This is a genomic window from Desulfobotulus sp. (assembly GCF_034006065.1).
Taxonomy (GTDB): Bacteria; Desulfobacterota; Desulfobacteria; order Desulfobacterales; family ASO4-4; genus Desulfobotulus.
In genome coordinates this window covers 1-25263 of sequence record NZ_JAVETM010000014.1, presented here as the reverse complement: position 1 = coordinate 25263, position 25263 = coordinate 1, and the positions used below count along the sequence as shown (strand labels likewise).

21 protein-coding genes are annotated in these 25263 nt (G+C 55.9%); 5 read left to right on the top strand and 16 right to left on the bottom strand.

From position 1 onward, the window contains the following. Window positions 1-78: 78 nt before the first annotated feature. The 16 genes from RBR60_RS07255 to RBR60_RS07180 form a co-directional block, all read right to left on the bottom strand. Window positions 79-582 (bottom strand): NUDIX hydrolase, encoded by a 504-nt coding sequence (locus tag RBR60_RS07255; protein ID WP_320355228.1) that lies wholly within the window; start codon window positions 580-582, stop codon window positions 79-81. A 91-nt stretch (window positions 583-673) separates the two neighbouring features. Further along, window positions 674-1957 (bottom strand): class II fructose-bisphosphate aldolase, encoded by a 1284-nt coding sequence (locus RBR60_RS07250; RefSeq protein WP_320355227.1) that lies wholly within the window; start codon window positions 1955-1957, stop codon window positions 674-676. A 146-nt stretch (window positions 1958-2103) separates the two neighbouring features. After that, a complete protein-coding gene (locus tag RBR60_RS07245) occupies window positions 2104-2712 on the bottom strand; it encodes a lysine exporter LysO family protein (protein WP_320355226.1) in 609 nt (202 codons plus the stop codon). Further along, entirely contained in the window at window positions 2699-3010 is a 312-nt protein-coding gene (locus RBR60_RS07240; protein ID WP_320355225.1) for a LysO family transporter, read from the bottom strand. The genes RBR60_RS07245 and RBR60_RS07240 overlap by 14 nt, the downstream gene beginning before the upstream one ends. A 236-nt stretch (window positions 3011-3246) precedes the next feature. Next, entirely contained in the window at window positions 3247-6576 is a 3330-nt protein-coding gene (locus RBR60_RS07235) for a hypothetical protein (protein ID WP_320355224.1), read from the bottom strand. A 167-nt stretch (window positions 6577-6743) separates the two neighbouring features. Then, complete coding sequence (locus RBR60_RS07230; protein ID WP_320355223.1) at window positions 6744-9212, bottom strand: TonB-dependent receptor; 2469 nt, start codon at window positions 9210-9212, stop codon at window positions 6744-6746. A 226-nt stretch (window positions 9213-9438) separates the two neighbouring features. Next, window positions 9439-10146, bottom strand: coding sequence for a 5'-methylthioadenosine/S-adenosylhomocysteine nucleosidase (mtnN, locus tag RBR60_RS07225; protein WP_320355222.1), 708 nt, complete (start codon window positions 10144-10146; stop codon window positions 9439-9441). Window positions 10147-10390: 244 nt separating this feature from the next. After that, window positions 10391-12193, bottom strand: coding sequence for an acyl-CoA dehydrogenase (locus RBR60_RS07220; protein WP_320355221.1), 1803 nt, complete (start codon window positions 12191-12193; stop codon window positions 10391-10393). Between the two features lie 173 nt (window positions 12194-12366). Next, window positions 12367-12624: a hypothetical protein gene (locus RBR60_RS07215; RefSeq protein WP_320355220.1), complete on the bottom strand. Its 258-nt coding sequence runs from the start codon at window positions 12622-12624 to the stop codon at window positions 12367-12369. Window positions 12625-12753: 129 nt separating this feature from the next. Further along, window positions 12754-13296 (bottom strand): C-GCAxxG-C-C family protein, encoded by a 543-nt coding sequence (locus tag RBR60_RS07210; RefSeq protein ID WP_320355219.1) that lies wholly within the window; start codon window positions 13294-13296, stop codon window positions 12754-12756. A gap of 58 nt (window positions 13297-13354) precedes the next feature. Beyond that, window positions 13355-13663 carry a hypothetical protein gene (locus RBR60_RS07205; protein WP_320355218.1) on the bottom strand — a complete coding sequence of 103 codons (309 nt, stop codon included), beginning with the start codon at window positions 13661-13663 and terminating at the stop codon, window positions 13355-13357. A gap of 125 nt (window positions 13664-13788) precedes the next feature. Continuing rightward, complete coding sequence (locus tag RBR60_RS07200; protein ID WP_320355217.1) at window positions 13789-14394, bottom strand: DUF2284 domain-containing protein; 606 nt, start codon at window positions 14392-14394, stop codon at window positions 13789-13791. 81 nt (window positions 14395-14475) lie between these two features. Beyond that, entirely contained in the window at window positions 14476-15033 is a 558-nt protein-coding gene (cobO, locus tag RBR60_RS07195) for a cob(I)yrinic acid a,c-diamide adenosyltransferase (RefSeq protein ID WP_320355216.1), read from the bottom strand. A gap of 82 nt (window positions 15034-15115) precedes the next feature. Next, the gene (meaB, locus tag RBR60_RS07190) at window positions 15116-16087 is read right to left on the bottom strand and encodes a methylmalonyl Co-A mutase-associated GTPase MeaB (protein WP_320355215.1); all 972 of its coding nucleotides are present in this window, start codon (window positions 16085-16087) and stop codon (window positions 15116-15118) included. A gap of 1 nt (window position 16088) precedes the next feature. Next, window positions 16089-16493 (bottom strand): cobalamin B12-binding domain-containing protein, encoded by a 405-nt coding sequence (locus RBR60_RS07185; RefSeq protein WP_320355214.1) that lies wholly within the window; start codon window positions 16491-16493, stop codon window positions 16089-16091. A 156-nt stretch (window positions 16494-16649) separates the two neighbouring features. Then, on the bottom strand, window positions 16650-18332 hold the full coding sequence (locus tag RBR60_RS07180) for a methylmalonyl-CoA mutase family protein (protein ID WP_320355213.1): 1683 nt from the start codon (window positions 18330-18332) through the stop codon (window positions 16650-16652). Between the two features lie 1243 nt (window positions 18333-19575). On the opposite strand from RBR60_RS07180, the gene RBR60_RS07175 reads away from it, so the two are divergent. The 5 genes from RBR60_RS07175 (at window position 19576) to RBR60_RS07155 (ending at window position 25262) form a co-directional block, all read left to right on the top strand. Further along, complete coding sequence (locus RBR60_RS07175; RefSeq protein WP_320355212.1) at window positions 19576-20325, top strand: DUF6125 family protein; 750 nt, start codon at window positions 19576-19578, stop codon at window positions 20323-20325. Window positions 20326-20701: 376 nt separating this feature from the next. Then, window positions 20702-21487: an ABC transporter ATP-binding protein gene (locus RBR60_RS07170; protein ID WP_320355211.1), complete on the top strand. Its 786-nt coding sequence runs from the start codon at window positions 20702-20704 to the stop codon at window positions 21485-21487. Beyond that, complete coding sequence (locus tag RBR60_RS07165) at window positions 21487-22473, top strand: iron ABC transporter permease (protein WP_320355210.1); 987 nt, start codon at window positions 21487-21489, stop codon at window positions 22471-22473. Before RBR60_RS07170 ends, RBR60_RS07165 begins: the two co-directional genes overlap by 1 nt. Before the next feature lie 76 nt (window positions 22474-22549). Then, a complete protein-coding gene (locus RBR60_RS07160; RefSeq protein WP_320355209.1) occupies window positions 22550-23302 on the top strand; it encodes a DUF4465 domain-containing protein in 753 nt (250 codons plus the stop codon). Between the two features lies 1 nt (window position 23303). Then, on the top strand, window positions 23304-25262 hold the full coding sequence (locus RBR60_RS07155) for a TonB-dependent receptor (protein WP_320355208.1): 1959 nt from the start codon (window positions 23304-23306) through the stop codon (window positions 25260-25262). Window position 25263 lies beyond the last annotated feature (1 nt).

Here is a 25263-nt window from a genome sequence, read left to right as displayed (position 1 = left end):
AGTTTTATCGGCCTCTGGGCAGGGGATCTTTAGTTTTTTTTCATCCAGTCCGCATTTAGGAATAGTTTTTCTTTAAAGTCAAGGCATGTAAAGGTCCCGGTAAATCCGGACAAAGCGTCTGTGGCTGTCAAAGGCCAGTTCGGGCAGGGCATCCATGGGAAAAAAGGCCAGCTCCTGGGCGTCATCTCCGGAGCGGGCAAGGCCTGAAAAATTTTGCACCAGATAGCCGGAAATCAGCACTGCGCCGTAAAGGGCGCTGGGATGGGCGGTGACACCGATGAGTCGCTCAATTTTTCCCCGAAGGCCCGTTTCTTCAAAAAGCTCCCTCAGTGCCGTTTCCTCCGGCAGTTCCTCAAGCTCCATGAAACCGCCGGGCAGGCACCATTCCCCCACTTTTGGGGGGACGGCGCGGCGCACAAGGAGCAGGTGGCCCTGGGGGTTGATCACCAGGGTGCAGGCCGCTGGAATGGGATTCTGATACTGGATTTTATCACAGACAGAGCAGCAGAGGCGTCTTCTGCCTTCGGCAAAGCGCTCTTCCAGAAGACCTGCGCAAAAGGGACAAAATTTTTTCTGCTGCATGGAGTCTCCTCAGAGTCAAGCCCAAAAACCTTTTTCCGGAGGCGGGTATAGCGCCTCCGGTTCTGTCCCAACCGTGCAAGGCACGGCGTTTTTACTCGTCAAAGTCGCCTTCAGGTCCTTTATCCGGATTGAGCAGGGCGGCTTTTTCCATGATCTTTTCCCGGGTCCACTGGGCGGGATCTTCCATGCGCTGGGCCTTGGGGCCGGGGTCATAGCTTTCTTTTTCAAGGATTTCAGCGATCACAAGGGGAGCTGTGTCCCTTGCATCAAAGACATTGACAAGAAGGTCGTAGGTGAAGGCCTCAATGCGTGCGGCCATACGCTCCCGGATGGCTCTGGGCTGGCCGAGGATCTTGTTTTCAAAGGGAAGATTCAGTTTTTTGAAATTGCTGCCCTGGATGCCCTTGCTATCGGCATAGGCCTTCATTTCAGCCCAGAGTTTTTCATCCAGGCCTTCTCCCGCCACTTTCTTCACATCTCCGTTGGCGTCCATCACCGCATTGCCAAAGGCGTTCACCTCCATGCCCCAGCCGATCATCTGCAGAGCTGTGGCCACATTGGCCTTGGTGGTGGCGGTTTCTCTGGCGATGCGTCGGAGTTTGGCGGCGTCGTTTCCTGAAGTGCCATGCTGGGCACCGGAAATTCTGTAGGGTGCAAGGGCGTTGTGGATTTTGGCGGTCAGCTCGATCTGGATGCCATCCTCATTGGCTTCAATGCCGTGGGTGGTGCCGTTGTTCAGCGCGATCCAGTTGGGGAAGATGCCGTGGGCGTTGAGACCCTGGATGAGGAAGAGGGCTTCTTCCGGAGTGGAAAGGCCCTGGTTCCCCTTGATTTCCCCCACCTCTGTTTCAAGACCCGCCCAGGTGGGAATGAGGTCGGAAACGGCAATATTGGTGAGTAGGTTCAGGGCGTCGGGCATGTGGGAGGCATCGATGGCGATGGATGTGATACCCGCCTCAAAAAGGGAGGGAATCTCCTCACGCGCTCCGGCAAGGTCGCTTTCCTTTTTGATGCCGTAATGGTCGGCATGGATGGCAATGGGAATGGTGATACCCAGCTCATTGGCGATGGCGTCCACCTGGCGGGCCATGTTCCAGAGGCTGACGGGACAGTAGGCGTCTGCGCCGCCTTCGGAGCGGGCAATTTCAATGAGGATGGCGGCATTGGCCTTCTGGGCCGCCTGGAGTACCCCCCGGATGATGATGTGGCTTCTGGCGTTGGCGGCAATGGTCATACAGCCGCCCTTTTGGATCATGGCGTTGTCAATGTATTTGCCGCTGACAAGAAGGGCTTTGGAATTGGGGAAAAGCCGGGTGATATTGGGCGGTCTGCCGATACGCACAGCTTTTTCAAAATCCGCGTTGTAAAGGGTCATGGTGAGTCTCCTTGGGGCTTTTCTGCCGCCCGCGTGTGCAAAGGGGTTTTAGGAAGAGGATGAGCCGGGATTTTCCTGGGTCCGGCTTTTTTGTATGAAAAAGGGCATGATCCGCCTGCCCTTTATAGGGAAGAATGCGGTCAAGATCAAGCACCGGAGCTGAGGAGGGCTGTCACCAGAACGGGCGTCAGCAGGGTGAGGACCAGCCCTGAAAAGACAGCGATCAGGGCGTACTCCCTGCCTGTGAAGCGTACAATGACGGGCAGGGTGGTGTCCATGGCTGTGGCGCCGCCTGCGGCGATGCCGGAAAGTCTGCCGCACCAGCGCACGAGAAAGGGGGTTGCCGTGAGGGCGAAGATTTCCCGGAAGATGTTGGAAAGCAGGGCAATGAGGCCTAAGGCTTCTCCGGATATGCGAGTGATGAGAATGCTGGAGAGGGAGTAGTAGCCGAAGCCTGCACCCACGGCGGCCCCTTCCCGGAAGGAAAGGCCCGGCAGAAGCCAGGCTGCGGTAAGACCGGAGGCCAGGATGGATCCGAGGGCAATGGCCAGGGGGACAAGAACAATGGGAAGGCGAATCCGGCGGAGCATGTCGAGGGTTTCCCGTCTGCCGCCAATGCCCATGCCCACGAGAAAGAGAAGGAGGTAGAGGGCCAGGGCGGAAAGGGCATCTGCGGGCAGTTTCTGAAAAAAAGGGAAAACAAGGGCGCAGAGCAGGCCCAGAAAAAAGGCAGCGATGATTTTAAGGCTGCCCATGGTTTTTTCCTTCAGAAGCCCTGGGGGCGCTTGGGGCAAAAAAGAGTCGGTAGACGGGCCAGATGAGAAGAATGCTGCCCATGATGGCGGCAAGGCTGAGAATGAGGGCGAAAAGTCCGGAAAGGCCCAGGGCAGAAAGAATGTCCGGATTGAGGCCTGTGCCAAGGCCTAGGGTGAAAAGAAGAAGGTAAACGGCCCAGGACGCGGCTTTGTCGGAAAAATGAAGGATGAGAAGCCGCTTGCGCAGGAGAAAGCCCGCAAGGATTCCAGCGCCCAGAAAAAACAATACGCTTTGCATGACAACCTGACCTGCCCCAGAAGGCATGGATTTTTTTGGATCGTTGGAGATAAAAAGTCCGTTTTAAGGCCTGGGGTGCCTTTGGGAATGAAAAGGCCCCAAGGCCATACACCGAGCTACCCTGGCCTGTCAATATGCGCTTTTTTCGGTGAGAGATGGGCCAGGGAACCTGTCCCTGGCCCTGTTTTTTTTCTGTCCTCAGGTTTTTTTTGCAGAGCCTGTGCGCCTTGATCCTTTCAGGGGTTCCTGTACAGGGGCGTGGGATCGAGGATGTCAGGAATACCGTCTCCATCGGAGTCCATGTCCAGCTCAAGGCCCGAGAGCCTGATCTGTTCGGGAGTGGCCAGGGGATGGAAGAAGTTGGGTCTGCCGTCCTTGTCCGTATCCACAAAAGCGACATCCGTATGGGGAAAGTCATCATGGTTGGCAAGGGCTGAACCGATTCTGAGGTAGGCGGCGTTTTTCCTGGCCAGGTAAGGAATCTGGTCCGCCACGGAGACGGCCCTGGGCGTGTCTCCAGCCAGGGCATAGCCTTCGGCGATGTTACTCAGAACGCCGATGCGGTCGTTTTCACTGAAAATCCCAAGGGCTGTGATAAAGGCCGTATCCAGCTCCATGCGCGCGAGATCTGCCCACCCTGCTTCCCGGAACTGGCGGGCAAGGCGTACCCTGATATCCGCTGTGTCTTTGGTGGCTTTGTTGATCTTGTCCGTATCGTCTCCGGCTTCATCCAGAATGCCTTCGGCCTTGGGGCTGAGGAAGACAGCCAGGTTTCTTGCCCTGGCCGTGCGCTGGGTTTCGGTGAGAAGGGAGAGCAGGGAAAGGCCCGCATTCATCACCTGGAGGGTGGCGCGGGTTCCAAACTGGTTCTGCAGGGCCTTTTCTGCAGCATCCAGGGCGTTTTCGGCTGTCCTGGGATCCTGGCAGGCGTCCCAGGCCCTGGCAAGGGCCATCCAGGCATCAAGGAGGATCACAGGATCCGTGAGAGGGGCATAATCCGTGGATGTGAAAAGGACCCGGCCCTCTGTGTCCACAAGGGGAAGATAGGCGGCGTCCACATTTCTCTGGGAGAGGCGTCCTCCGAGAATGAGGGTTTCCGCCTTTTCAAGAAGGATTCTCGCGCTGTTTTCATCCCCCGCACGCATAAAAAGGGGAGCAATGCGGGCATAGCCTGCGGAGAGTTTTCTGGAAATCCGGTCCGCAGGAGAGGCCTGAGCCAGGGGGTCCATGGCGTCGGCATAAAAAAGGGCGCGTTCCAGAAGACGGAGGGCTCCGGTTGCATCTCCCTTCCGCAGAAGAATTTCCGCTCCCCTTGGAATCTGACTGGTCTCAAAGGTGAGGGCGCGGATTTTTTCCACGAGAATGGCATCCCTCAGGGTGCTGACAGGCTGGCTGTAGAGCGCCACAAATTCCATGGCTTTTTCAAGATTGCCCTGGCGCACGTAATAGTCCGCCCCATGGGCATAGGCCCGGGCCTTGTAGCGTGCGTTGTTGCCCTGGTCAGGAAGATCCCGGGCCACCTGAAGCGCCAGATCTTCTTCTTCCAGGGAAAAGAGGATGGCGGCAAGGGTGGGCATGTAGACATGGGTTTCAGGGAGGGTGAGGTTGAGGTTCTGTAAACCCGAGGGCGTTTCGGACCTGAGGCCGTCATCCTGCCGCAGGGCGTGGATGGTGTCAATGATGGCCAGGGCCTGGCTTTTAAATCCCGCATCCGCGTAGCGCTGGGCCGTGTCCGCCAGCATGTAGACCTTCAGTTTATAGTGGTACTGCCCTCTGCTTTCATTGGGCGGAATGGTCTCGGAAAAACGAAGCAGTACCCCAAGGGCTGCGGTGAGTTCCTGGGCCGGGGCCTGGCCGGGTCGGGGAGGATAGGCTTCCAGCATGGCATCTACAGTGCGCAGGGCTGCCATGGCGATGCGCCCATGGTTGGTGGTACTGAGGTTGAGGCCAAGAATCTCCTCATCAATAAAATCCATGATGGACTGCATGGCCTGGGTATCCTGGATCTTTGCCCATTCGGCCAGAATGTGGAGAAGCTGGTTGATGTCACTGCTGTCCAGGGTTTCGCCCTTATGGCGGATGCGCGGGAAAAGGAGTTTTTCCGCCTCCCTCAGGGCTGCGCGGGCATCGGTGAAACGGCTCCAGGCAATGTGGGCGCGCGCCAGGTAAATCCAGGCGTCGGCGCGGGAAAGGGAGTCGTACATGCGTGTCTGGATGATGCTCTGGGCCTCATGGAAAAAACCGGCTCTGGCCCTGGCCTTCACCACCTGGGCCAGCACTGCGTCCCGGGTTTCATCGTCGTAAACCCGGTCCATCAGTCTTTCGGCCTGAAGCACGGGGGAAAGGTTGGAGTTGAAATAATAATGCATGCGTTTGTCGTTGTCGTCGCCCGGATGATCATGGGACATGAGGGGAACTTCCACCCTGTAGGGGATGGAGGTTTTCAGAATTTCTGCCAGCAGGGGGTCGTCATGCAGGCTTGCAAGGTCGGCTGCATCAATGCGGCCCTGGGCCAGGGGACCGGAAACCGTGTACCCGGTCTGGCTGTCTTCTGAGGGGGTCACATCGAGAAGTCTGAGGGTGGGCAGGGTATACCGCAGAAAGCGGGCCATGGTGGGGTCGTCGGCAAAGGCGTCTTCCCGTTTGGCCAAGGTCTCGGCCAGGATGACCATATTTTCCGCATAGGTGGCCTGACGATCCTGAAAGAGCGGGTCAGCAGGCCCGATGGCGTTTTTGAAGGCCCCCATGAGACTGGCTGTGAGAAGGTGGTTCCGGGTTCTCTGTACCATGATATCCATATTGCCATGGGCCATGGCAAGGCCTGCGTAAAAGGCTTCAAGACCGGCATTCTGATCTTTGTTTCCCAGAAGTGTTTCAAAAACAGGGGACTGGAGGCCCCCGTCCTTATCAAAAAGAGGGGGGTTTTCGGACCGGAGCAGAGCCGCAGCCATCTCTCCAAAGGCTTCTCCGGGTTTCTCAAACTGCCGGGCCAGGTGGGTGAGAAAGAGGGTGCGCTGGAGCATGCGGGGATCTTCCGTGGGTCTTCGGGTGAGAGGCAGATCGTCGGGAAGCCCCAGCCAGGTACGGACGCGCTCCTGGGCCCGGAAGGGATCGGGTTCCTGGGCCATGACGGCCACCACAAGGGTGGTTGCCGGAGAAAGCAGCACGGTTTCGCCTGAGTCAAAAAGGGCCAGGGGGGTGGCCAGGGAAAGATCCGTGAAAAGGGCTCCGGTTCTGTGATCTTTGCCGCCCTGGGAACGGAGGATGCCGGAGGTGCGGGATGCGGGTGTGATTTCAAGGGTAAAGTGTCCCTGGGCGTCACTGCGGGCGGCCTGGGCTTTGCCTTCCAGATAGATGAGGGCATCGGCGATGGGAGGATCCTCAATGACGCCGCCGAGGCTCAGGGTGGCGGGGGGTTTAGGCGTGGGCGACACGCTGCTGCTTCCGCCGCCATCTCCGCAGGCAAAGAGAAAAAGGCTTACAAGGAGAAGAAGAAATCCCCTGTTCAGGGTGGGAGACCGGAAAAGGTGACTCTCATGTGGGCGCGGTGGGACAAAGTCTTTCATGTTTTCCTCCGGAAAAGGCAGGGATAAAAAAGGCCTGAGGCCGGTCTTCCTGGGTGCCCATGCTGTGCAGGGCAGCTGTGTCTTTTCAGATAAAATGTCACAGAATGTCGGGAACATAGAAGAAAAATCCGGGCAGGTCAATGCCCCTTGAAGGGTCCTTCCCGATCTCAGTAGCGAAGGCCTGCTCCCAGCCAGAGTTGGCGGCCGGTGAGGGGAATCCGTGCGGGGCCTGTGAAAATGGCATGGTTAAAAACATTGAGGACCTCCGCGGAAAGCTCCAGGGAAAGTCCTTTGGCCAGGGGAATCTGCCAGTGCAGTCCGCTGTCAAAGCGCAGATAACTTTTCAGGGTTTCCTCCCGAAGGACGGGAACGGAAGCACGCAGCGGGTAGCCGTGGACATCCACCCCCGCCAGTTCCTGGGGCAGCTCCTTTTCCTCCCCCGTATCCGTACGGATTTTATAGGCGGCCCTGTAACGGGCCCGGGTGCTGATGCGGATACCGGCAAAGGTGTCCAGGGTGTGGAGAAGATCCGCAGACCAGGGGCGTGCGTAATCCATTCTGGGAAGCTGATTTTTGTCCTGAAAGCGGCCTTGAAAAAACACATAACGTTCTTCCGGCGCTGAGGGAGCCTCATCATTGTAACTGGAGGTGGCGGAGATATTTTCCTCAAAGGAAAGACGGGCCATGATCTCATGCCTTTTCCAGGCGCGCTGCCAGGAAAGGTGGAAAGCCTTGTAGTCACTGCTGCCCTCATTGGTATAACGGGTAACCCGGAAACCGCTTTCCTCTGTGAGGGCCTCCCCTGCGGTGATCTGGTTGCGGGTGCGTCTTTCCACCCAGGTGGCGGCGAGTATGCCGCCCATGAGGGGAAGATCTGCGCCTAAGGTCCACTCATCGCTGTAGGGCAGGGCGAGGTTTCTGTACCGATAGTGGCGGACATCCTGGCTGTAGAGGGTCCAGCCTCCGGGTCTGCCCTGTTCCAGCCCCCTGTGTTCCATGTAATATACGGATCCCCTTTTTTCCCGGAGCCTGAGGTAGATGGCGTCCCCTCCCTGATAACGGGCGGCTCCGGCCCGAAGACGGAAGTCTTGGTTTTGCACGGGATGCCAGGCGGCAAAGATCCGTGGGGAAAGGGCGGGACTGTCCTGACTGTCAGGAAACTGGAGGCGGAGTCCTGGGCGCACAACAACGTTGTTCCAGTGGATTTCCGAGCCAAGGTGGGCGGCAAGATCCCATTGCTCCACTTCCACATCATAGGGGGTATAGACCGTTCTGCGGTAAAAGAACTGATCCCCTGGAATACAGTCCAGGGCCCCGTCCGCGCAGACAAGATCCAGTACCTTCCGGCTGGCTGTATACACCCAGACGGTTTCTGGTCTTTTTTCCCGGAGGGTGTGATGGTCAAGGGAAAGGCCGGTGTCAAAGGAAATTCCCCAAGGCCCCCTTTCCTGGCGGTGGGTGCTGAAACCAAGGTGGAGGGACGAGCTGTCCTGCTGACGGAAGAAATCCCCATAACCGCCCTCCCTGCTGGAGTCGAGGTCGCCTTCGCGCCCCCATTCCGTGGCGGGTCCGTATTCCCATTTTCGCCACAGGGAGGGCGCTTTTCTTTCGTTTTCCGCGCGCATATGACCGGCATGGGCCCGGAGAACGCCGGAAGTCCCTTCCACTGTGGCGGAAACCTGGCCCTTCATGCCACCGCCCCTGTAGGTGAAGCGACTTTCCCGGGCGGAGGGGATAAAGTTTTCCGCCTCATAGGGCGTGGCCTGGAAGAGAACCTCAAAGGTTTTTCTGCTGTCCGGCCGGTGTACCAGTTTGCCGAACACATGGTCTGCGGTGCGGGTCTGGGTGTCCTTTGTGCTGAGATGGGCCACAGGAAAGGTGGATTTCAGGCGTTTGACGGAAAAGAGCAGGGCCTGGTTCTGGGAAAGGGGGGTCTCAAACCCGGCCCTTACCTCATTTTTTTCGAATCTGGGCTGATAAGGTGTTGCAGGACTGGCCTGCAGATCCTTTTGCAGCTCCCAGGGGATGTGAAAGGACGTCCACTCGTTTCGGGTTCCTCGCCACCCCGCCCAGGCGGAAAAGGTCTCTTTGGGGTTTCGGGTACGGGCGGAGACCACGCCGCCTGTGAAACCGCCATAGGCTGCGGGAATGTCATGGCTGTATACGGTGAGGCTTTCCAGCAGATCCAGATCGGGAAACAGGGCCATGGCGTGGCCGGGAATATCGTGGATGGCCAGGCTGTCCGAAGAGGCGGGAGACATCAGGCCGTTCATGCCCATGCCGTCCATGCGGAAATCGTTTTCATGGAAGCGGGCGCCGCTGATACTGATGCGTGCGGGAAGAATCTCGCCGCCTGTAAGGCCGGAATCGGAAAGTTCTTCAATCTGGACGCCGCTTGCACTCTGAAGCACGTCGGTGAGGGTGCGGTTGCCTGCGGGCATTTTTTCCAGAAGGGGGCCTTCAAAGCGAGTGAGACCGCTTGCATCGGTTTCGCTCCTGTCAGGAACAAGGAGGGGGGCCAGGAGAAGGGCGGAAGGGGTTTTAGGCTCCGGTGGGTCTTCCGAAGCCAGACAGGGAAAAGCGCCCAGAAAGAGGGGCATGAGAAAGGAAAGGGGGAGAAGGAAAAAAAGGGGCATGGTGACGCTCCGTCGGGCCCGGAAGGGCTTGGCAGAAAACGGTTTTTGATTTCAGTCTGGAATCCGCATCCCTGTCTATGCTTTTGATTTTTGACGGGAACATCCCATATTTTGGAACACTTTACCATTTGAAATATCAGAGGAGGCCGGAAAGCGGGGGCTTTCCAGGGGATCCCCCAAGGCCGGGGCAGCAAAGGAGGAGAGAAGGGGAGGCCCGGATACAGGGTTAAAGGGAGGATGAAGGCCGTTTTTTTTCAAGGAGATGCATAAGGTAATCAAAGGTGAAACCCGCGCTGATGGCGGCATTCTCCTTTTCAAAGGCCGTAAAATCCGTAAGGGAGTTTTCATCCGCATGGTCGCAGATGGTGCGGATGCAGACAAAGGGGATGCAGTTGATAAAGGCCGTGTGGGCGATGGCCGTGCTTTCCATATCCACACAGTCCGGCGCATGGACCGCATGAATTTTTTCTTTTTCCTCCGCGTTGTTGATGAAGCGTTCTCCACTGGCAATCCTTCCGGCTTTGACCCTTTTGTGATGGGTGGAGCGGATCATTTCTTTGAGCGTATGGACAGCGTCTGCATCGGAATAAAAGGCGGCCTGGCAGGGAAAACAGTGCTTCATCTGTCCCCTGCGCACATCATGGTAGGTGAGTTCCTGGCCGATGATGACGTCACCGATCCTGTTTTCTGGGTGGGTGGTGCCCGCAATGCCTGTATTGATAATAAAATCCGGATGAAATCCGCATATGGCCTTCTGGGTGATGGCCGTGGCATTGACCTTGCCGATACCGCACTGGATGATCTGAATTTCAAGGGGATCCATGCGTGTTGAAAAATAGGCCATCCCGAACAGCTGTCCCGCAGGTCGGGCTTTTAATTTTAAGACCAGTGCCTCAATTTCCGTTTCCATTGCGCCTATGACCAGAATCCGCATACCCTGCCCTTCCTTTGGGATCTTCAGGTGATCAAGGCCTTGGGGATGGGCCTTTTTTTTCGGTGTGCGTTTATCCCCCCCATGCCACAGGGGCATGCACCGAAAGGAACGTTGTGGGGAAGAATAAATCTGCCGACACACCGGGGAGGGTGGGTCGGCAGGCGGCTTCCGGCGGGGGCGTTGTCGGAAGCCAGGGGTTGATCAGGTCGGTGAAAATCACCGACCTTGTGGAACGCATCAGGGATCAGCCGCCGAATCCGGCGTCTTCCATGGCAATGGCTGCACCGTCCATGGTCTGAATGGCAGCAAGCCTGCCTGCGGTGATGGGCAGCTGGGAATTGATGAAGAAGCGCGCTGTGGTGACCTGGCCCTGATAGAAGGCGTCATCCTTTTTCTTCTGCCCGATCTTGGGGGCTGCCACGGCGGCCCGCCACAGGAGCATCCAGGCCATGGTAAGATCCCCTGTGGCTTCCAGGAAGGGATGGGTGAAGGCAAAGGCGTCCAGCACCTTGTCGCTGCCTGCGGCCTTGCCCAGGATGGCTGCGGTTTCCGTGTAGGTATTAAAGAGTTTTTCAAGGTTTTCCGCCAGAGGTCTGACCGCGTCAATGCCCCGGGCCAGCTCGATGGTTTTGCGGATTTCTTCCAGGAAGGCCATGAAGGCGGCCCCTTTTTTCATGCCCATCTTACGACCCACAAGGTCGATGGACTGGATACCGTTGGTGCCTTCATAGATCTGGAAGATGCGGCAGTCGCGGAGCAGCTGGGCCACGGGATATTCTTCGATGTAGCCGTAACCGCCGTAAACCTGCACGCCATGGGAGCAGACCTCAAAGGCCTTGTCCGTGATGTAGCCCTTGATGATGGGGGTCAGCACTTCCTCCAGATTGCGCAGGCGTTCTTTTTCCTCTGCGCTTTCAACAAGCTTATGCCGATCCTGAACCATGCCGTTGAAATAGATCAGGCTGCGCATGCCTTCCACCAGGCTTTTCATGAGCATGAGCTGGCGGCGTACGTCCGGATGGCGGATGATGGCGGAGGGGCCTGCTTCCGGAGGATCGGTCATATGTTTGGTCTGGATGCGCTGGCGGGCGTAATCCAGGGCGTACATGAAGGAGGCGGTGGCGTTGGCAAAACCCTGGAGCCCCACCATCTGACGGGCTTCGTTCATCATCTGGAACATGTGGGCCATGCCCTTGTTCTCTTCACCAATGAGGGTGCCGATGCACTCGCCCTTGCCGCCCAGAGTGAGCGAACAGGTGGAGTTGCCGTGAAGTCCCATCTTGTGCTCAATGCCCGTGCAGACCACGTCGTTGAAAGCTCCCAGGGAGCCGTCGGCATTAATGCGGTATTTGGGAACCAGGAACAAGGAGATGCCACGGGTGCCTGCGGGGGCGCCTTCAACGCGGGCCAGGGTGGGGTGAATGATGTTTTCCACCATATCCTGCTCACCGCCGGAGATGAAGATTTTTGCGCCGGAGATGGAGTAGGTGCCGTCGGGATTGCGCTTGGCTGTGGTGGTGAGAGCCCCCACATCGGAGCCCGCAACGGGTTCTGTGAGCAGCATGGTGCCGGACCACTTACCCGAATACATGTTTTTCAAGACCTGGTCCTTCTGGGCCTGGGTGCCGAAGCTTTCAATGAGACGGGCTGCGCCATGGGTCAGCATGTTAAAGAGCATAAAGGAGTTGCAGGCCCCATAGAAGTATTCGTTGGCCGCCAGCCCCACAGCCGTGGGCATACCCTGTCCCCCCCATTCGGGAGAGTCACTCATGGCCAACCACTGGCCGTCGCAATAGGTTTTGTAGACCTTATGGAAGGCTTCGGGCACCGTCACCTTGCCTGCGTCAAACTGGCAGCCCGGGTTGTCGCTGATTTTCTGTAAAGGAAGGATTTCCTTGATGGCCAGGTTCCGGGCCTCAGTAACGATGAGGTCTATGGTTTTGCGATTGAAGTCGGCAAAACGGGGAGCTTTTGCAAGTTCCGACACCTCGAACTGTTCATGGAGAACAAAATCCACATCGCGACGGTCAGCAATCAGTTGGGCCATTTCAAATCTCCTTTAAAGAATCGGGTGAATGACGGTTTTGGACGGGGAAAAGGTTTTTCCCGCATCTTGGGATAACTGGGTTTTTTACAAAAATGTTTTGCAGGAAAAGGAAATCTTGCCAAGACCGGAGAAAAAACCCTTTTCCTTTTTGTTTTTTTTCGGGTCAGGATTTTTCATCCATCCGCCGGATCCGGATTTCTGGTTTCTGAATTTCCGGGCTGGGTGGAAAGGATGGATTCGGGAACAAGATAGCTTCGCATTTTTGAAGCAAAATAGACCAGAATCCAGGTGTCATCGGCGGTTCTGCCTCCGCGTCTGCCCACAACCCTGCCCATGCAGCCGTTGAAGGGATGCTGGGGGTGGTCAACCATGACCTGAGTACCCAACGCCATCATGCGTTTTACCTCCACAGGCCGGATCTTCTCAGTCAAAGGGTGCGGTTTCCAGGGGAAAGGCTCCCCTGAAACCGACCCATGGCCCAGGGAGGGCTGTGACACAAGAGGGCTTTTTTGACCGGCCAGGTTGCGGGTTTACGGGGAATGCCGCCGTTTTCATCCGGATCAGTCTTTCAGATTCTCCACATTGGCCCCGAAGGGGCTTGTGGCAAGGTGGTCTTTGTCAGAAAGAATGAGATCCGCAGCAATACCTGCGGCTTCCGTGATCACTTCCCGGCAGTAGAGGGCGTGGTCCCGGCAGAGCCAGTCGGCTTGCCATTTTTCGGTCAATTCCCGGCAAAGGGTGTGGGGAAATTTGTCTTTGAAACGGTTTGGGATCTGGTTAAAAATGCGGTAAACGCCGGGTTTTCCGTACAGCTGCTCCTTGGAGCGTTTGGCCACTTCCCTGGGCTCTTCCCCCTGGGGCAGCTCGGTTCTGCCATGCACGGCGCTTACGGCCATGACGCAGCCCACAAGGGCACCGCAGGTATCCCCGAAAAGCCCGATGCCGCCCCCGAAACCTGTGGCGCATTTTTTCGCTTCCACGGGCATTCCCGTGTCCACAAGGGAAAATACGGCTTCTGTGATGCATTCTGCGCAGTTATAGCCAAGGGAGAAATTCTTTCTCGCCCTCTGACGGATTGCCTCGATTTTTTCTTCTTTGGTCATGACACTCCCCCGATTTCATGATGCCTGAAGGTAGGGTGAACAGGTCCGGTTTCGGATCTTATGCGCCCTTGGGAATAAAGGGTGAAAAGGCGTAATCCTTGTCTTTGACCCGAAACACGGCCCGGTCTGCTTCGTTTTCCATGAGTTTACCTTCTATGATGCGTTTGCATCCGAAATCATAAAAGGTGATCTGATGGGTGGGCATGGCTTCTCCGGGAATGCCCTGGTCTTTGTATGCCTTTTGCTGTTCTTCGGCGGATAACTGCCGTATGCGCAGCTGCTGGCAGCGTTCCCGGTTTTCTTCTTCTCCGTGACGTATGGATACGAGATAGTTCCCGTAGGTTTTGATGGGCATTTTGATTTCCATGGCAGTCTGTCCTTCCTTGCCCCTTCCATGGCGGGGCGGTTTTTTTGCGCATCCTGCCATGGGAAAAAGTCGGGCATGGCGGATGCAGGCAAGGTACACTTTCCCTGCAAGAAACAGCGGGGCTTTCAGAGGAGCAGAACCCCGGTCCAGGTGACCTTGTCTGATATGGGAAAGTGGGTTCCAAGCCCGGCCCTGGCGACGGTGGCCACCACATCAATTCCCATGGCTTCCATGGATGGCCGTGCCCTGAAGGGATGGCGGCAGAAGCTGTCCTGGGTGACAGCCACGCAGACATCACAGAGCCTGCAGCATCCGCCGATGAGGCCAAAGGCAAATCGACGCTGGTACGCAAAAGCCCATTTTTCCGCAAGATTCACCAGATCATGCAGCTGCCTTGCGGGTGCGTATACGTCGGTTTTGTCCAGGGTTTCCGGCAGAGGTGCTGTGATCTGAATCAGGAGGGCCTTTGCATAGCGGGTGAGGGCCTGACGGAAAGCCTCCAGGGAGGGAACGACAAGGGGAGGGCACATGAGGTTTTTACCATAGCTGTCGCACAAGGGAATCTGACATTTCAGACGCACCCGTTCATCCACCACAATGTCGGCAGCTTCGACGATCTTCACCACGGAAGCACCCGCCTGCACGAGACGTGAAGAAAGTGCCTCCAGGATATCCTGAATTTCTACGGCCTCATCAGGGATGGGAAGGTTCGTTTGGCCGGGGCTCATCATTCCTCTTACCTTTTTTTTCTGTCCATGGATGGGTTTTTCCTGGCTTGGGTTTCATTCTGCCCATGACCGCAAGGGCGCGGTTCAGTGCTCAATACCCGCCCTTGCCGTGACCCCTTGGTGATAATGGTGCTTGATTTCTTTGATCTCACTCACCATGTCGGCGAGATCCATGATTTCCTGAGGCGCATAGCGGCCGGAGAGGACGAGATCCATCCGGGGGGGCTTGGCCTTGACCATGTCCACCACATCCTCCACGGCAACGAGGCCGAAATCCATGGCCACGTTGATTTCATCGAGAATGACCATCTGGTATTCACCGGAGGCAATGGCTTTCTTGGCGATGGCGAGACCTTCCTGGGCCAGCTCCACATCCAGGGGCGCAGGGTTGTCTTTCATGACAAAACTGGCCAGGCCGCACTGGATGGTGGTGAGTTTTTCGGACAGGTACTTTTCAATGGCCATGATTTCCCCGTATTTTTCTCCTTTCATGAACTGGATGATCAGAACCTTGTTGCCATGACCGATGCTGCGGAGGGCCTGACCCAGGCAGGAAGTGGTTTTGCCCTTTCCATCGCCCGTAATCACAAGCACCAGTCCGCGGTTAAAGCGCTCCATGGTTGCTGCTATCGATTCTTGCATATATTCTCACCCCGAAAAAAAGCCCGGATCCCCCGCCACGGGGGGACCCGGGCCTGGCTCATTGGTTCAGTGCAGGATCCCTTCAGCCCATTTTCAGAAAGCGGCCTGCGATTTCCTCGGCCAGGGTATAGGGGTCCGTTTCTTTGTTGACCAGCTTGCGGATCATGGCATCCAGCTCCCCATTCTGCATGAGGGAATTTAAGATGGGATCCAGGATGGCGCAGCGGATGGCTTCGTTGAATTCCGTGGCTGCCTTCCGGTTGGACCAGCTGCCGATGAGATTGTTTTTGACAAGATGCTCATAATGCTCGTGGATGGTCTGAGCCAGATCCATCACGCTCTGGCTGAATGTAGCCGGTTGAAATGCGTTTTCACATTTGAGGATGGGCGGACGCCAGCCCGCAGGAAAAGCGGAATCCGGCGCCATGTTCAGCATGGTGATGAGTTCCTTGCGCAGCTTGGAGGAACCTTCCCGTTCCGCCTTATTGATGACAAAGATATTGGCGATTTCCAGGATGCCTGCCTTGATGGCCTGGATATCGTCGCCCATGCCCGGTATGAGAACCACAAGAACCGTGTGGGCATAATGCATGATGTCCACTTCCTGCTGTCCGGTTCCCACGGTTTCCACGAGCACGATGTCCTTTCCCATGACATCCATGATGTGGATGGCGTCGCCCACAGCCCTGGACAGGCCTCCCAGGGCACCACGCGTGGCCACGCTTCTGACAAAAACACCAGGATCCTCCGCATGGCGCTGCATGCGTATGCGGTCTCCCAGGATGGCACCGCCGGTGAAGGGGCTGGTGGGATCCACGGCAATGACACCTACGGTCTTGCCCATCTTGCGGAAAGCCTCAATGAGGGCATCCACAAGGGTGCTTTTTCCGGCACCTGGTGATCCCGTTAATCCAACAACATGTGCATGACCCGTCAGAGGAAAAATATCCTTCATGGTGCTGCGGGCTTCATGGACATTGTCTTCGAGGTGTCGGATAAGCCGTGAGGCGGTTCTGACATCCCCGGATTGGATTTTTTTTACTTTATCAGTCATGTCAATCTCTCTTTTTGACATTTTTTCTGAACCAATCTACGATATCATCCAGTTTTTCTCCGGGGGTGAATAAAGCCTTAAGACCTGCGTCATAGAGAAACTGAAAATCCTGGTCCGGAATGATGCCGCCGCCCACAACGGTGATATCATCGCCGCCCCTTTGCCTGAGCTGGTCCACAACCGCAGGGAAAAGATAACGGTGGGCGCCGGACAGGCAGCTGAGCCCCACCACATCCACATCTTCCTGAATGGCGGCTGCGGCGATCTGCTCCGGCGTCTGGTGACAGCCCGTGTAGATCACTTCAAAACCCGCGTCCCGAAAACAGCGGGCCAATACCCTGGCCCCACGGTCATGGCCGTCCAATCCAGGTTTTGCAATCATCACTCGAATGATATTTTCAGGCATTTTCCATACTCCTCTGCGCACTTCTGGCGCATCCGTCTTTCGTTTTCACAGAACTTCCGGTGAGAGGCAGACCCTTGGGAAGGTAGCATTTCTGCGTCCATGCAGCATTTTTCCTTCCGATCTGCATATCCTTGGCCCCGACTCAGACCTGGCCTCTCAATAGAGGCCCGGATCCCGGTATTCGCCATACACTTCCCGATAGACGTCGCAGATTTCCTGGACGCTTGCCAGGTTCTTCACGGCTTCAATGCAGTGGGGCATGACGTTCTCGCCATTTTTACAGGCGTTTTTGATGTCGTTGAGGGATCTTTTCACAGCCTTGTCGTCCCGCTTTCTGCGAACGGCCTGGAGCTGTTTGATCTGCTCCACTTCCACGCTGTCATCAATTTCGACCAGGGGAATGGGCGAGGGTTCAGAGGAGACATACTTGTTGACGCCCACCATGATTTTTTCACCCGCGTCAATCTGCTTCTGGAAGTGATAAGCGGCGTCTGATATTTCGAGCTGGGGGTAGCCCTTTTCAATGGCTGCCACCATCCCGCCCATCTCATCAATTTTGTGGATGTACTCCCAGGCCTTTTCTTCCATCTCGTTGGTGAGGGCCTCAACAAAATAGGAGCCAGCCAGGGGATCAATGGTGTTGGCGGCACCGGTTTCCTCGGCAATGATCTGCTGGGTTCTGAGGGCAATCTGAACCGCGTGATCCGAAGGCAGGCAGAGTACCTCATCCAAAGAGTTTGTATGCAGAGACTGGGTGCCTCCCAGCACGGCAGCAAGGGCCTGGGTGGCTGTGCGGATGACGTTGTTGTAAGGCTGCTGTGCGGTGAGGGAGCATCCTGCGGTCTGGGTATGGAAGCGCATCCACCAGGACCGCTGGTCTTTGGACTTGTAGCGATCGCGCATGGCCTTGGCCCAGATTCTGCGGGCAGCCCTCAGTTTGGCGATTTCCTCGAAGAAGTCGATGTGGGAGTTGAAGAAGAAGGAGAGTCTGGGGGCGAAGGTATCGACGTCCAGACCTTTGCGGCGGATGACGTCTTCCACATACTCCATCCCGTCCCTGAGCGTGAAGGCCAGCTCCTGCACGGCGGTGGCGCCTGCTTCCCGGATGTGATAACCGCTGATGGAGATGGTGTTCCAGCGGGGAACGTATTTGGCCCCGAATTCCACCGTATCGCTGACAAGTTTGACGGACGGGTCCGGAGGACACATCAGGGTTTTCTGGGCGATGAACTCTTTGAGCATGTCGTTCTGGATGGTGCCGCCGATCTGGGTGAGGGGAATGCCCTTGAGTTCTGCTGCGGCGCAATACATGGCCCAGAGTACCGTTGCGGGCGGGTTGATGGTCATGGAGGTGGTGACCTTATCCATGGGAATGCCATCAACAAGCTGCATGAAATCTTCCAGGGTATCAATGGCCACACCACATTTGCCGCCAGCCCCCCTGGCCTTGGGAGAATCTGTGTCATAGCCCATCAGCGTGGGAAAATCGAAGGCTGTGCTGAGACCCGTTTGTCCTTCGCGCAGAAGCATGTGCCAGCGCTCGTTGGTGGTTTTGGCATTGCCCATTCCTGAAAACATCCGGAAAGTCCAGTATTTTCCACGGTATCCTGTGGGCTGGTTTCCTCGGATAAAGGGAAACTGACCCGGATAACCAATGTCATTTTCAAAATCCATGTGCTGAATGTCTTCAGGCCCATAGATGCGTTTGATTTCCAGGTCTGAGACAGTGGACCAGCGAGGCTTCTGATCCGGACCTTTGGCGATAACTTTTTTGACTTCATCTTCCCATTTTTGTCTCATCCGGCTGGACTTTTCCAGCAGCTCCTTGGAAAAATACATACGTTCACCGATCCTTTTTTCTTAACTTTTACGTTAACTGCACACTCAAAGCGGCCTCTTTAAGATGGACGGATCTACGAAATTCCGACGGGTCAGGGATATAGCCCCTGATTTGTCAGAATGCTTAACAAGGATTGCAGCCTGAAAACGGCATGAGTCGGGTCTTGATCCGCATGCTACTTTATACGGCAAGCAATCCTTGATTTGCCTGAAAGAAAAGAAAAAAACTGGGGGTCAGGATCTGGCCTGACCTGAAAAAAGCCTTGGGAGGTTTTTCCCCTTAAGGGCTTTTCCGTATTCCTGCTCCCTATCGCTAGGGTTGCGAGAGCCTGCCATTGAAACAGCGCACACCTTTCACCCGCAGATGACACAAGGTGTGAAAGGAGAGCCCATGGGATGGTTCAACGCACCCGATTTCCACCCGTTTCGTGCTTGTATGGATCTCCCCTCAGACACCCGCCATGGGGCGGACTCTTCGGATTCTGAAATTTTGGGTTTAAGGGTTTTTGGAGTGGATGCGGCAAGGCAGGCCGCAGACAGGATAGAGCGTAATCGAAATTTTTTGTTATTGTTTCCGATAGGATAAGACTGTCTGCCAATGTTTGTTTTTTAAAAGTTCATCAATGCAACTCATGTGCCATTGTTTGCCATGCATGGGATATGGTCAGGGCTTTCGGGCAGGCATGCGGAAGAAAGGGGGCTGGGGAGCCGTGGGACTGAAAGTGAGAGTCATCAGATTTTTTCGCAGAACATTCTTCTGCTTTTGAAGATTCATGGGGCTCCTGGCCTGGGGAGCCAGGTCCGGGTGGGAGTGTGGATGTGTGGAGATATCGCCACAAAACGTGGCTTGGGTTAAAATTTTTCATTTTAACCAATGAATTCAAATATTTTTTTGAAGGCGCCCGGAAAGACTGTGTGGCGGACCCGCGCATTCTTTCCGGAAAAAGGAAGGGTGAATGCGGGAAAGGGGCGGGGATGAGGGGAAAGAAAGCCCAGGATCGAGCCCGACAGGGCGACAAGGAAAGCGGGGAGAAAAAGATAACGGATGTGGAGTGGTAAAGGGCCTTTACACAAAAGGCTTGAGGGGAAGGCCTTCCTGTGAAAGGGGAGAAATTTGCGTTGAGGATCCGGATTTTTGTTTCACCCAAGGCCTTTATCTTGCAAGGCAGGGGACACACGCTTACCCAGGCAAGGCATGAGGCTTTGCATGAATCATTAATCTTTTCAGGATAAGGACGGTACGATGTCGAAAGATACGGGGGAAAAGAAATCGCCTGAAGCCATGGCGGCTATGATTCTGGATCTTTTTCATCGCAGCATGGTGCATTACGGGCTTTGGTTTGCCGAGGTGCGGCACCAGCTGGGCTCTGAAAAAAGTCATGCGATCATCACCAAGGTCTCAGGGAACGTCCTTGATGTGTATATGAACCGATTTGCAAAGATTCTCGGTGTTCCCATGAAAGACGGACTTCCCGCGCCCCTGCTGGATCTGCCTGTGGAAACCCTGGAGACTTTGCGGGAGGCCGTTTCCCTGAACTGGCTGGCCCTGGATGGTCTCTGGTTTCAGGGTGTGGAATTTGCCCACGGAATGAATGATGCCAAGCGTTGCAATGACTCCTGTTGGGCGCACTTTTCGCCCTTTGAAGCAGCCATGATCCGCAAAAGCCTGGGGCTTGGGAAAAGGGCGGGACTGGAAGGATTGAAAAAAGCCCTGAACCATCGGCTTTATGCCTTTATCAATGAACAGAGCATCGAAGATACAGGGCCGGATCGCTTTGTTTTTCGCATGCACAAGTGCCGGGTGCAGGATGCGAGAAAACGCAAAGGCCTTGAGGATTATCCCTGCAAGAGCGCAGGCATGGTGGAGTATCCCTTTTTTGCCAGTGAGCTGGATTCCCGTATCCGGACCCATTGCATCGGATGCCCGCCGGATGCTCACCCTGAAGAATGGTGGTGCGCCTGGGAGTTCATTCTGGAAGAAAATGAAGGCTAGGGCGTTTGGGTGTAAGCGTTTTTTATTTCTTTAGATTTTCCATAGATTTTTTAAGGAAATCCGGGCTCCCTCGGGATGGAGGAGTTCCGGATTTCTTCAGATTTTTTTCGTTACGATCCTGCCAGCGTTTTTCCCATCCTTAAAATCTCCAGACAGATGTTCTGATCCAGAATCGTGATGGCCATTGTGATCTTTTGCCAGGAGAAACAGACATGGAGAAGGGATTCTCTGCAATTCCTGCGGAGACAAGGGTTGGGGTTTTTATCCCCTGGAAGATAAAAGAGTGGCGGCTTCGGAGGGTTGCGGCATGGTCGCGGAGTTCTGATTCGGACGAGAGGCGGATTCCGGGGTTCAATCCCCTGCAGGAGGGCATGGGATGCAGGGATTGAGAGCAGAGGGTTTATGCTTTTCCCGCAGAGACGGATTTTCTCTGGGCCCACTTGATTTTAAAATGGTGAAAAAGGAGTTCTGCTGCATCGTGGGGCCCAATGGAGGGGGGAAATCCACATTTTTACAGCTTCTGGCCGGTGTGCTGCCCCCTGAAAAGGGGCAGATCCTGTTGAACGGCCTGCCCCTTGGAACCTTGTTGCGCAAAGAAGTGGCTGGGAAACTGGGATATCTCCCCCAGGAGGTGCGTCCCCTTTACAGTTTTAACACCGAATCCGTTGTGGCCATGGGGCGTTTTTGCGTGGATGGTGGTCATCTGGGTGCGTCTTCCACGAGGAAGGCCGTCTTTGCTGCCATGGAAAAAACCCGTGTGGCCCATTTGCGGGGGCGTTCCTTTTCAAGGCTTTCCGGCGGCGAAAGGCAGCGGGTGCTTTTAGCTTCCGTTCTCTGTCGTCAGCCGGAAATGCTCCTTCTGGATGAACCCACAACAGGCCTGGACCCTCACCATGGGGCGGAGTTTTTCCGGCTTCTGAAAAGGGAATGCCGTGATCACTTCGCAGCCCTGGTGGTGAGCCACGACCTGAATCTTGCCGCGGTGTTTGCCGACCGGATGGTTTTCATTGATAAGGGGGGGATTCTTGCCGATGGGCCGCCCCATGAGGTTTTGCAGTCGAGGGCCCTGACCGATGCCTATGGTAAGTTCATGCGTTTCTGGCCCCATCCTGACAATGAAGGAGGATTTGTGCTTCTGCCCGAAAGGGAGAAGGCCTCCTGATGCATAAAAAGCGTGTCTCCCATGGGATTTTTTATGTCGGACTGGCGCTTGCGGCCTTTTTTTGTCTTCCCTTCTGGGGGGCTGAGTCCACGCCCTTTGGGGTGATTTTTCAGCTCCTGGGTGAGGAGCAGAATGTGGCGGCGGAGATTCTTCTCCACCATCGTTTCCCAAGGGTTTTGCTGGCTTTTGTATGCGGGATGGGGCTTGCGGCCTGTGGGGCGGCTTTACAGGTGATGCTGGAAAATCCCCTGGCAGAGCCCTTTGTTCTGGGGATTGCCGGATGCGCTGCTGTGGGTGCTTCCCTGGCCCTCTCCTTTTCCGGACTTTTTGTACACTGGGGTCCCTTTTCCTCGGTGCAGTTGCTGGCCTTTGGCGGGGCCATGATGGCTGTGGGGCTTTCATTGAAAATGGCGGCCCGTTTTGGCGGAGCCACGGAAACCGTGATTCTTGCGGGTGTCACGGTGAATATCCTCTGTGGCGCTCTCATGCTGCTGATCCGTTACAGCGTGGATCCTTCCCAGCTTGTGGTCATGGACCGCTGGCTCATGGGAGGATTGGATGTGGTGGGGTGGAGTAATCTTTTTGCCATGCTGCCCCTGATTCTGATCGGCAGCGTTCTTCTTTTTCCCCTGGGTCCGAGTCTCAACCTGATGGCCCTGGATGCGGGGCTTGCCCTGGCCCATGGAGTGCCTGTGGCCAGGGTGCGTTTCCGTATCTGCCTTGCCACAGGCCTCCTTGTGGGGGCTGCTGTGGCCGTATCCGGGCCCATTGGCTTTGTCGGATTGATTGTACCCCAGGCCGTACGCAGAATCTCCGGGCCGGACATGCGTTCCGGCCTTGTTTTTTCTGCCCTTGCGGGCGGCGTGTTTCTGGCCTTCTGCGATATGCTGGCAAGAACTCTGGTAGCCCCTACGGAAATGCCCGTGGGCATTCTGACGGCCATGATCGGTGGGCCTCTTTTTCTGCGGATGCTGTGGGTTCGGTGACGTTTTTCAGGATTTTTTTATGAGACGCCGGATGCGGTGAATGACATGAATATTCAAAATAAGGAGATGATGGAAGATGCATAAGCCCTGTATGATGAAAATCTTTGTTCTTGGTATGTTGGTTCTGTTTGCCCCCCTTGGGATTCAGGCCGATGGCCTGGTATCCGCCACCTTTGAGGATGTGGATCGCTCCCTTTTACAAGAGGGATACTGGAACGGCAGTGACGAAAGTGGTGGCATTCATTCGGGTGCTATGCGTTTTCTCAACACCTACAACAAAGATTGGCAGGCGTGGAGTGGTTTTGCCGTATCCACCCACAAGGATGCTTCAACAGAGGGCTATGAAAACCAGTACAGCGCCATTCCCGGCGAAGGGGTTGAAGGGTCGGAAACCTATGCGCTGGCCTATGCGGGTGGGGAGCCTCCTGCGTTCGTGCTGGATGCGGAGGCCACCCTCAGCGGTATGTATGTGACAAACACCACCTATGCCTATTTTTCCATGAAAAAGGGCGATGATTTTGCAAAAAAATTTGACACAGGCGACTGGTTTCGCCTCAGAATTACGGGATGGGATTCAGCAGAGAAAGAGACGGGGTCTGTGGATGTGTACCTGGCGGATTTCCGGGAATCCAAAAGGGAAATCCTGGATACCTGGCAGTGGGTGGATCTGTCATCCCTTGGAAAGGTAAAGCGTGTAAGCTTTGCCCTGGACTCCACTGATAAGGGGGAGTGGGGTATGAACACGCCCGCCTATTTTGCCCTGGACAATGTGGGTGAGCCCAGGCTGAGTGAAGATATTTCCTGTTTCCTCCAGAGTCTGGGTTTCTGATATGAAGTCTGGGCTCCGGCTGTTTTACATTTTCTGTGTCTTGTTTTTTGCCTGGACCGGAGGGGGGCCGGGTCTGAGTCTGGCGCAAAACGATGCCCTTGTCCTTCCCGCGCTGCAGGTCACCGCAGGGCGGGAAGAAAGGGAGGAGGGTCGTTTTGCAAACCCTGTGCGTGTGCTGGAGAGGGAAGATCTGGACCGGATACCGGGCGGGCGTCTGGAGGATATCCTGGCGCGGGAAGCAGGGGTTGTACCCCGGGGCGGCGCAGGCAAGGCAGGGGGGATTGATATCCGGGGCATGGGGGATACCTTTTCCAGCAATGTGCTGATCCTTCTTGATGATGTACCCATGAACCCGAAGGATCTTTCGGGTGTGGATTTTTCGGCCATCTCCCTTTCGGATATCGAACGCATTGAAATCCACAGAGGTGCTGGGGCTGTGACCTGGGGCGATGGGGCTGTGGGCGGCGTGGTAAGAATCTTTACCCGGACAGGGGAAGAGAAAAAGGCCGCCTTTGACTCTGAGATGGGAAGCTTCGGGTACAGAAAAAACCGGGTCCGCCTTTCCACAGGGACGGGTCCTGTGGGTCTTCGCCTGGCCGCAGGAGAGGGGGAGGAAAGCGGTTTTCGGGAAAACGGAGGTTTTTCTTCCCAGGATGTGGGCCTGGATCTTTTTTCACGGGAAAAGGAGGTCTGGACCTTTGCCCTTTCCGGACATGTGTACAGTGATGCCTATGGTCTGCCGGGTCCGGTTCCTCAGGGTGGGGATGTCCGGAAGGCGTCCACGCCCTGGGATGGGGGGGAAACCCTTGAAAAACGGCTTTCCGCCCAGGTGGAAGGGGATTTTGCCTCCCTGGGCCGGTTGAAGCTGCAGCGCAGCTTACGTTACCGCAACCAGTCCATGGAGATGACGGGCAGACAGGATCCTCTGCCTGCGGAAGTTTTTCCGGTTGTGGATATCCGCAGCACGGAAAAAACAGGGCGTGTGGATTATCATCTGCGGCCCTTGGGAAAGGGGCTTCGGATCCATACGGGGCTGGATCACCAGGAAAGCCACTATGTGCGTACGGATCCGGATGCTAACCTTGGCCAGCGCCACAATGGCCGCATGGAAGGGGTGGGCGGTTTTGTACGTACGGATCTGGATTTCAGGGAAAAGCTGCATGTGTTTCTGGGTGGCCGTTTGCAGAAAGTCACGGGTGACTACCGGGAAGATCGTTTCCATGCAGGGGGCTGGCGGCAGCGGGAGCTGCGGAACAGAAGCTGGAACATGCAGGCCTGGGATGCGGGGCTTTCTCTGGATCTGTATTCCTGGCTGACCCTCTATGCCTCTTCTGGCACCAGCTTTCGCAGCCCCAATGTGGATGAGCTGGCCCGATCTTCTCCTGAACTTCAGCCCCAGGAGGGAAGACACTGGGAGGTGGGCCTGCGTTCCGCCCTTCCCGGCATTTTGCGGTTTGAGCTGGGCTTTTTTTCCATGGAGATGACAGAGGAAATCCATTACGACACCCATCTGCAGGAAAACCGGAATTATGAAGACAAAACCCGAAGACAGGGCCTTGAAACCGCCCTCAGCCTTTATCCTGGGCCGGACTGGAGCCTTCGCATGGATCTTACCTGGATGCAGGCGCGTTTTGCCGGAAAGGACACGGTGATTCCCCTGGTTCCGGAGGTGCATGGGGGGGTGCAGGTGGCCTGGGATCCCCTGGAAGATCTGGGCGTTTATCTGGCCGGTCGCTGGTTTGGAAAACGCTATGACGGCAATGATGGGGATAACAGGGAAAAGCCCCTGGATCCCTATCAGGTCTGGGATCTGCGTTTTCGGCTGAAGCAAAAGCCTCTGGCTTTTTTTCTGGAAGTGAACAACCTCTGGGATGCTTCCTACGCCCTGGCGGCGTATTCCGGCTCTGTCTATCCCATGCCGGGGCGGAATCTGAAGGTGGGGGTTGAGGTTTTTTTCTGAG

Excerpts from the sequence above, each read along its gene's own strand:
- RBR60_RS07210 (WP_320355219.1), bottom strand. The coding sequence starts at position 13,296 with ATGACCAAAGAAGAAAAAATCGAGGCAATCCGTCAGAGGGCGAGAAAG.
- RBR60_RS07175 (WP_320355212.1), top strand. The coding sequence starts at position 19,576 with ATGTCGAAAGATACGGGGGAAAAGAAATCGCCTGAAGCCATGGCGGCT.
- meaB (WP_320355215.1), bottom strand. The coding sequence starts at position 16,087 with ATGACTGATAAAGTAAAAAAAATCCAATCCGGGGATGTCAGAACCGCC.
- cobO (WP_320355216.1), bottom strand. The coding sequence starts at position 15,033 with ATGCAAGAATCGATAGCAGCAACCATGGAGCGCTTTAACCGCGGACTG.
- RBR60_RS07170 (WP_320355211.1), top strand. The coding sequence starts at position 20,702 with ATGCAGGGATTGAGAGCAGAGGGTTTATGCTTTTCCCGCAGAGACGGA.
- RBR60_RS07255 (WP_320355228.1), bottom strand. The coding sequence starts at position 582 with ATGCAGCAGAAAAAATTTTGTCCCTTTTGCGCAGGTCTTCTGGAAGAG.
- mtnN (WP_320355222.1), bottom strand. The coding sequence starts at position 10,146 with ATGCGGATTCTGGTCATAGGCGCAATGGAAACGGAAATTGAGGCACTG.
- RBR60_RS07160 (WP_320355209.1), top strand. The coding sequence starts at position 22,550 with ATGCATAAGCCCTGTATGATGAAAATCTTTGTTCTTGGTATGTTGGTT.
- RBR60_RS07220 (WP_320355221.1), bottom strand. The coding sequence starts at position 12,193 with ATGGCCCAACTGATTGCTGACCGTCGCGATGTGGATTTTGTTCTCCAT.
- RBR60_RS07205 (WP_320355218.1), bottom strand. The coding sequence starts at position 13,663 with ATGGAAATCAAAATGCCCATCAAAACCTACGGGAACTATCTCGTATCC.
- RBR60_RS07185 (WP_320355214.1), bottom strand. The coding sequence starts at position 16,493 with ATGCCTGAAAATATCATTCGAGTGATGATTGCAAAACCTGGATTGGAC.
- RBR60_RS07230 (WP_320355223.1), bottom strand. The coding sequence starts at position 9,212 with ATGCCCCTTTTTTTCCTTCTCCCCCTTTCCTTTCTCATGCCCCTCTTT.
- RBR60_RS07165 (WP_320355210.1), top strand. The coding sequence starts at position 21,487 with ATGCATAAAAAGCGTGTCTCCCATGGGATTTTTTATGTCGGACTGGCG.
- RBR60_RS07180 (WP_320355213.1), bottom strand. The coding sequence starts at position 18,332 with ATGTATTTTTCCAAGGAGCTGCTGGAAAAGTCCAGCCGGATGAGACAA.
- RBR60_RS07250 (WP_320355227.1), bottom strand. The coding sequence starts at position 1,957 with ATGACCCTTTACAACGCGGATTTTGAAAAAGCTGTGCGTATCGGCAGA.
- RBR60_RS07240 (WP_320355225.1), bottom strand. The coding sequence starts at position 3,010 with ATGCAAAGCGTATTGTTTTTTCTGGGCGCTGGAATCCTTGCGGGCTTT.
- RBR60_RS07245 (WP_320355226.1), bottom strand. The coding sequence starts at position 2,712 with ATGGGCAGCCTTAAAATCATCGCTGCCTTTTTTCTGGGCCTGCTCTGC.
- RBR60_RS07155 (WP_320355208.1), top strand. The coding sequence starts at position 23,304 with ATGAAGTCTGGGCTCCGGCTGTTTTACATTTTCTGTGTCTTGTTTTTT.
- RBR60_RS07200 (WP_320355217.1), bottom strand. The coding sequence starts at position 14,394 with ATGATGAGCCCCGGCCAAACGAACCTTCCCATCCCTGATGAGGCCGTA.
- RBR60_RS07235 (WP_320355224.1), bottom strand. The coding sequence starts at position 6,576 with ATGAAAGACTTTGTCCCACCGCGCCCACATGAGAGTCACCTTTTCCGG.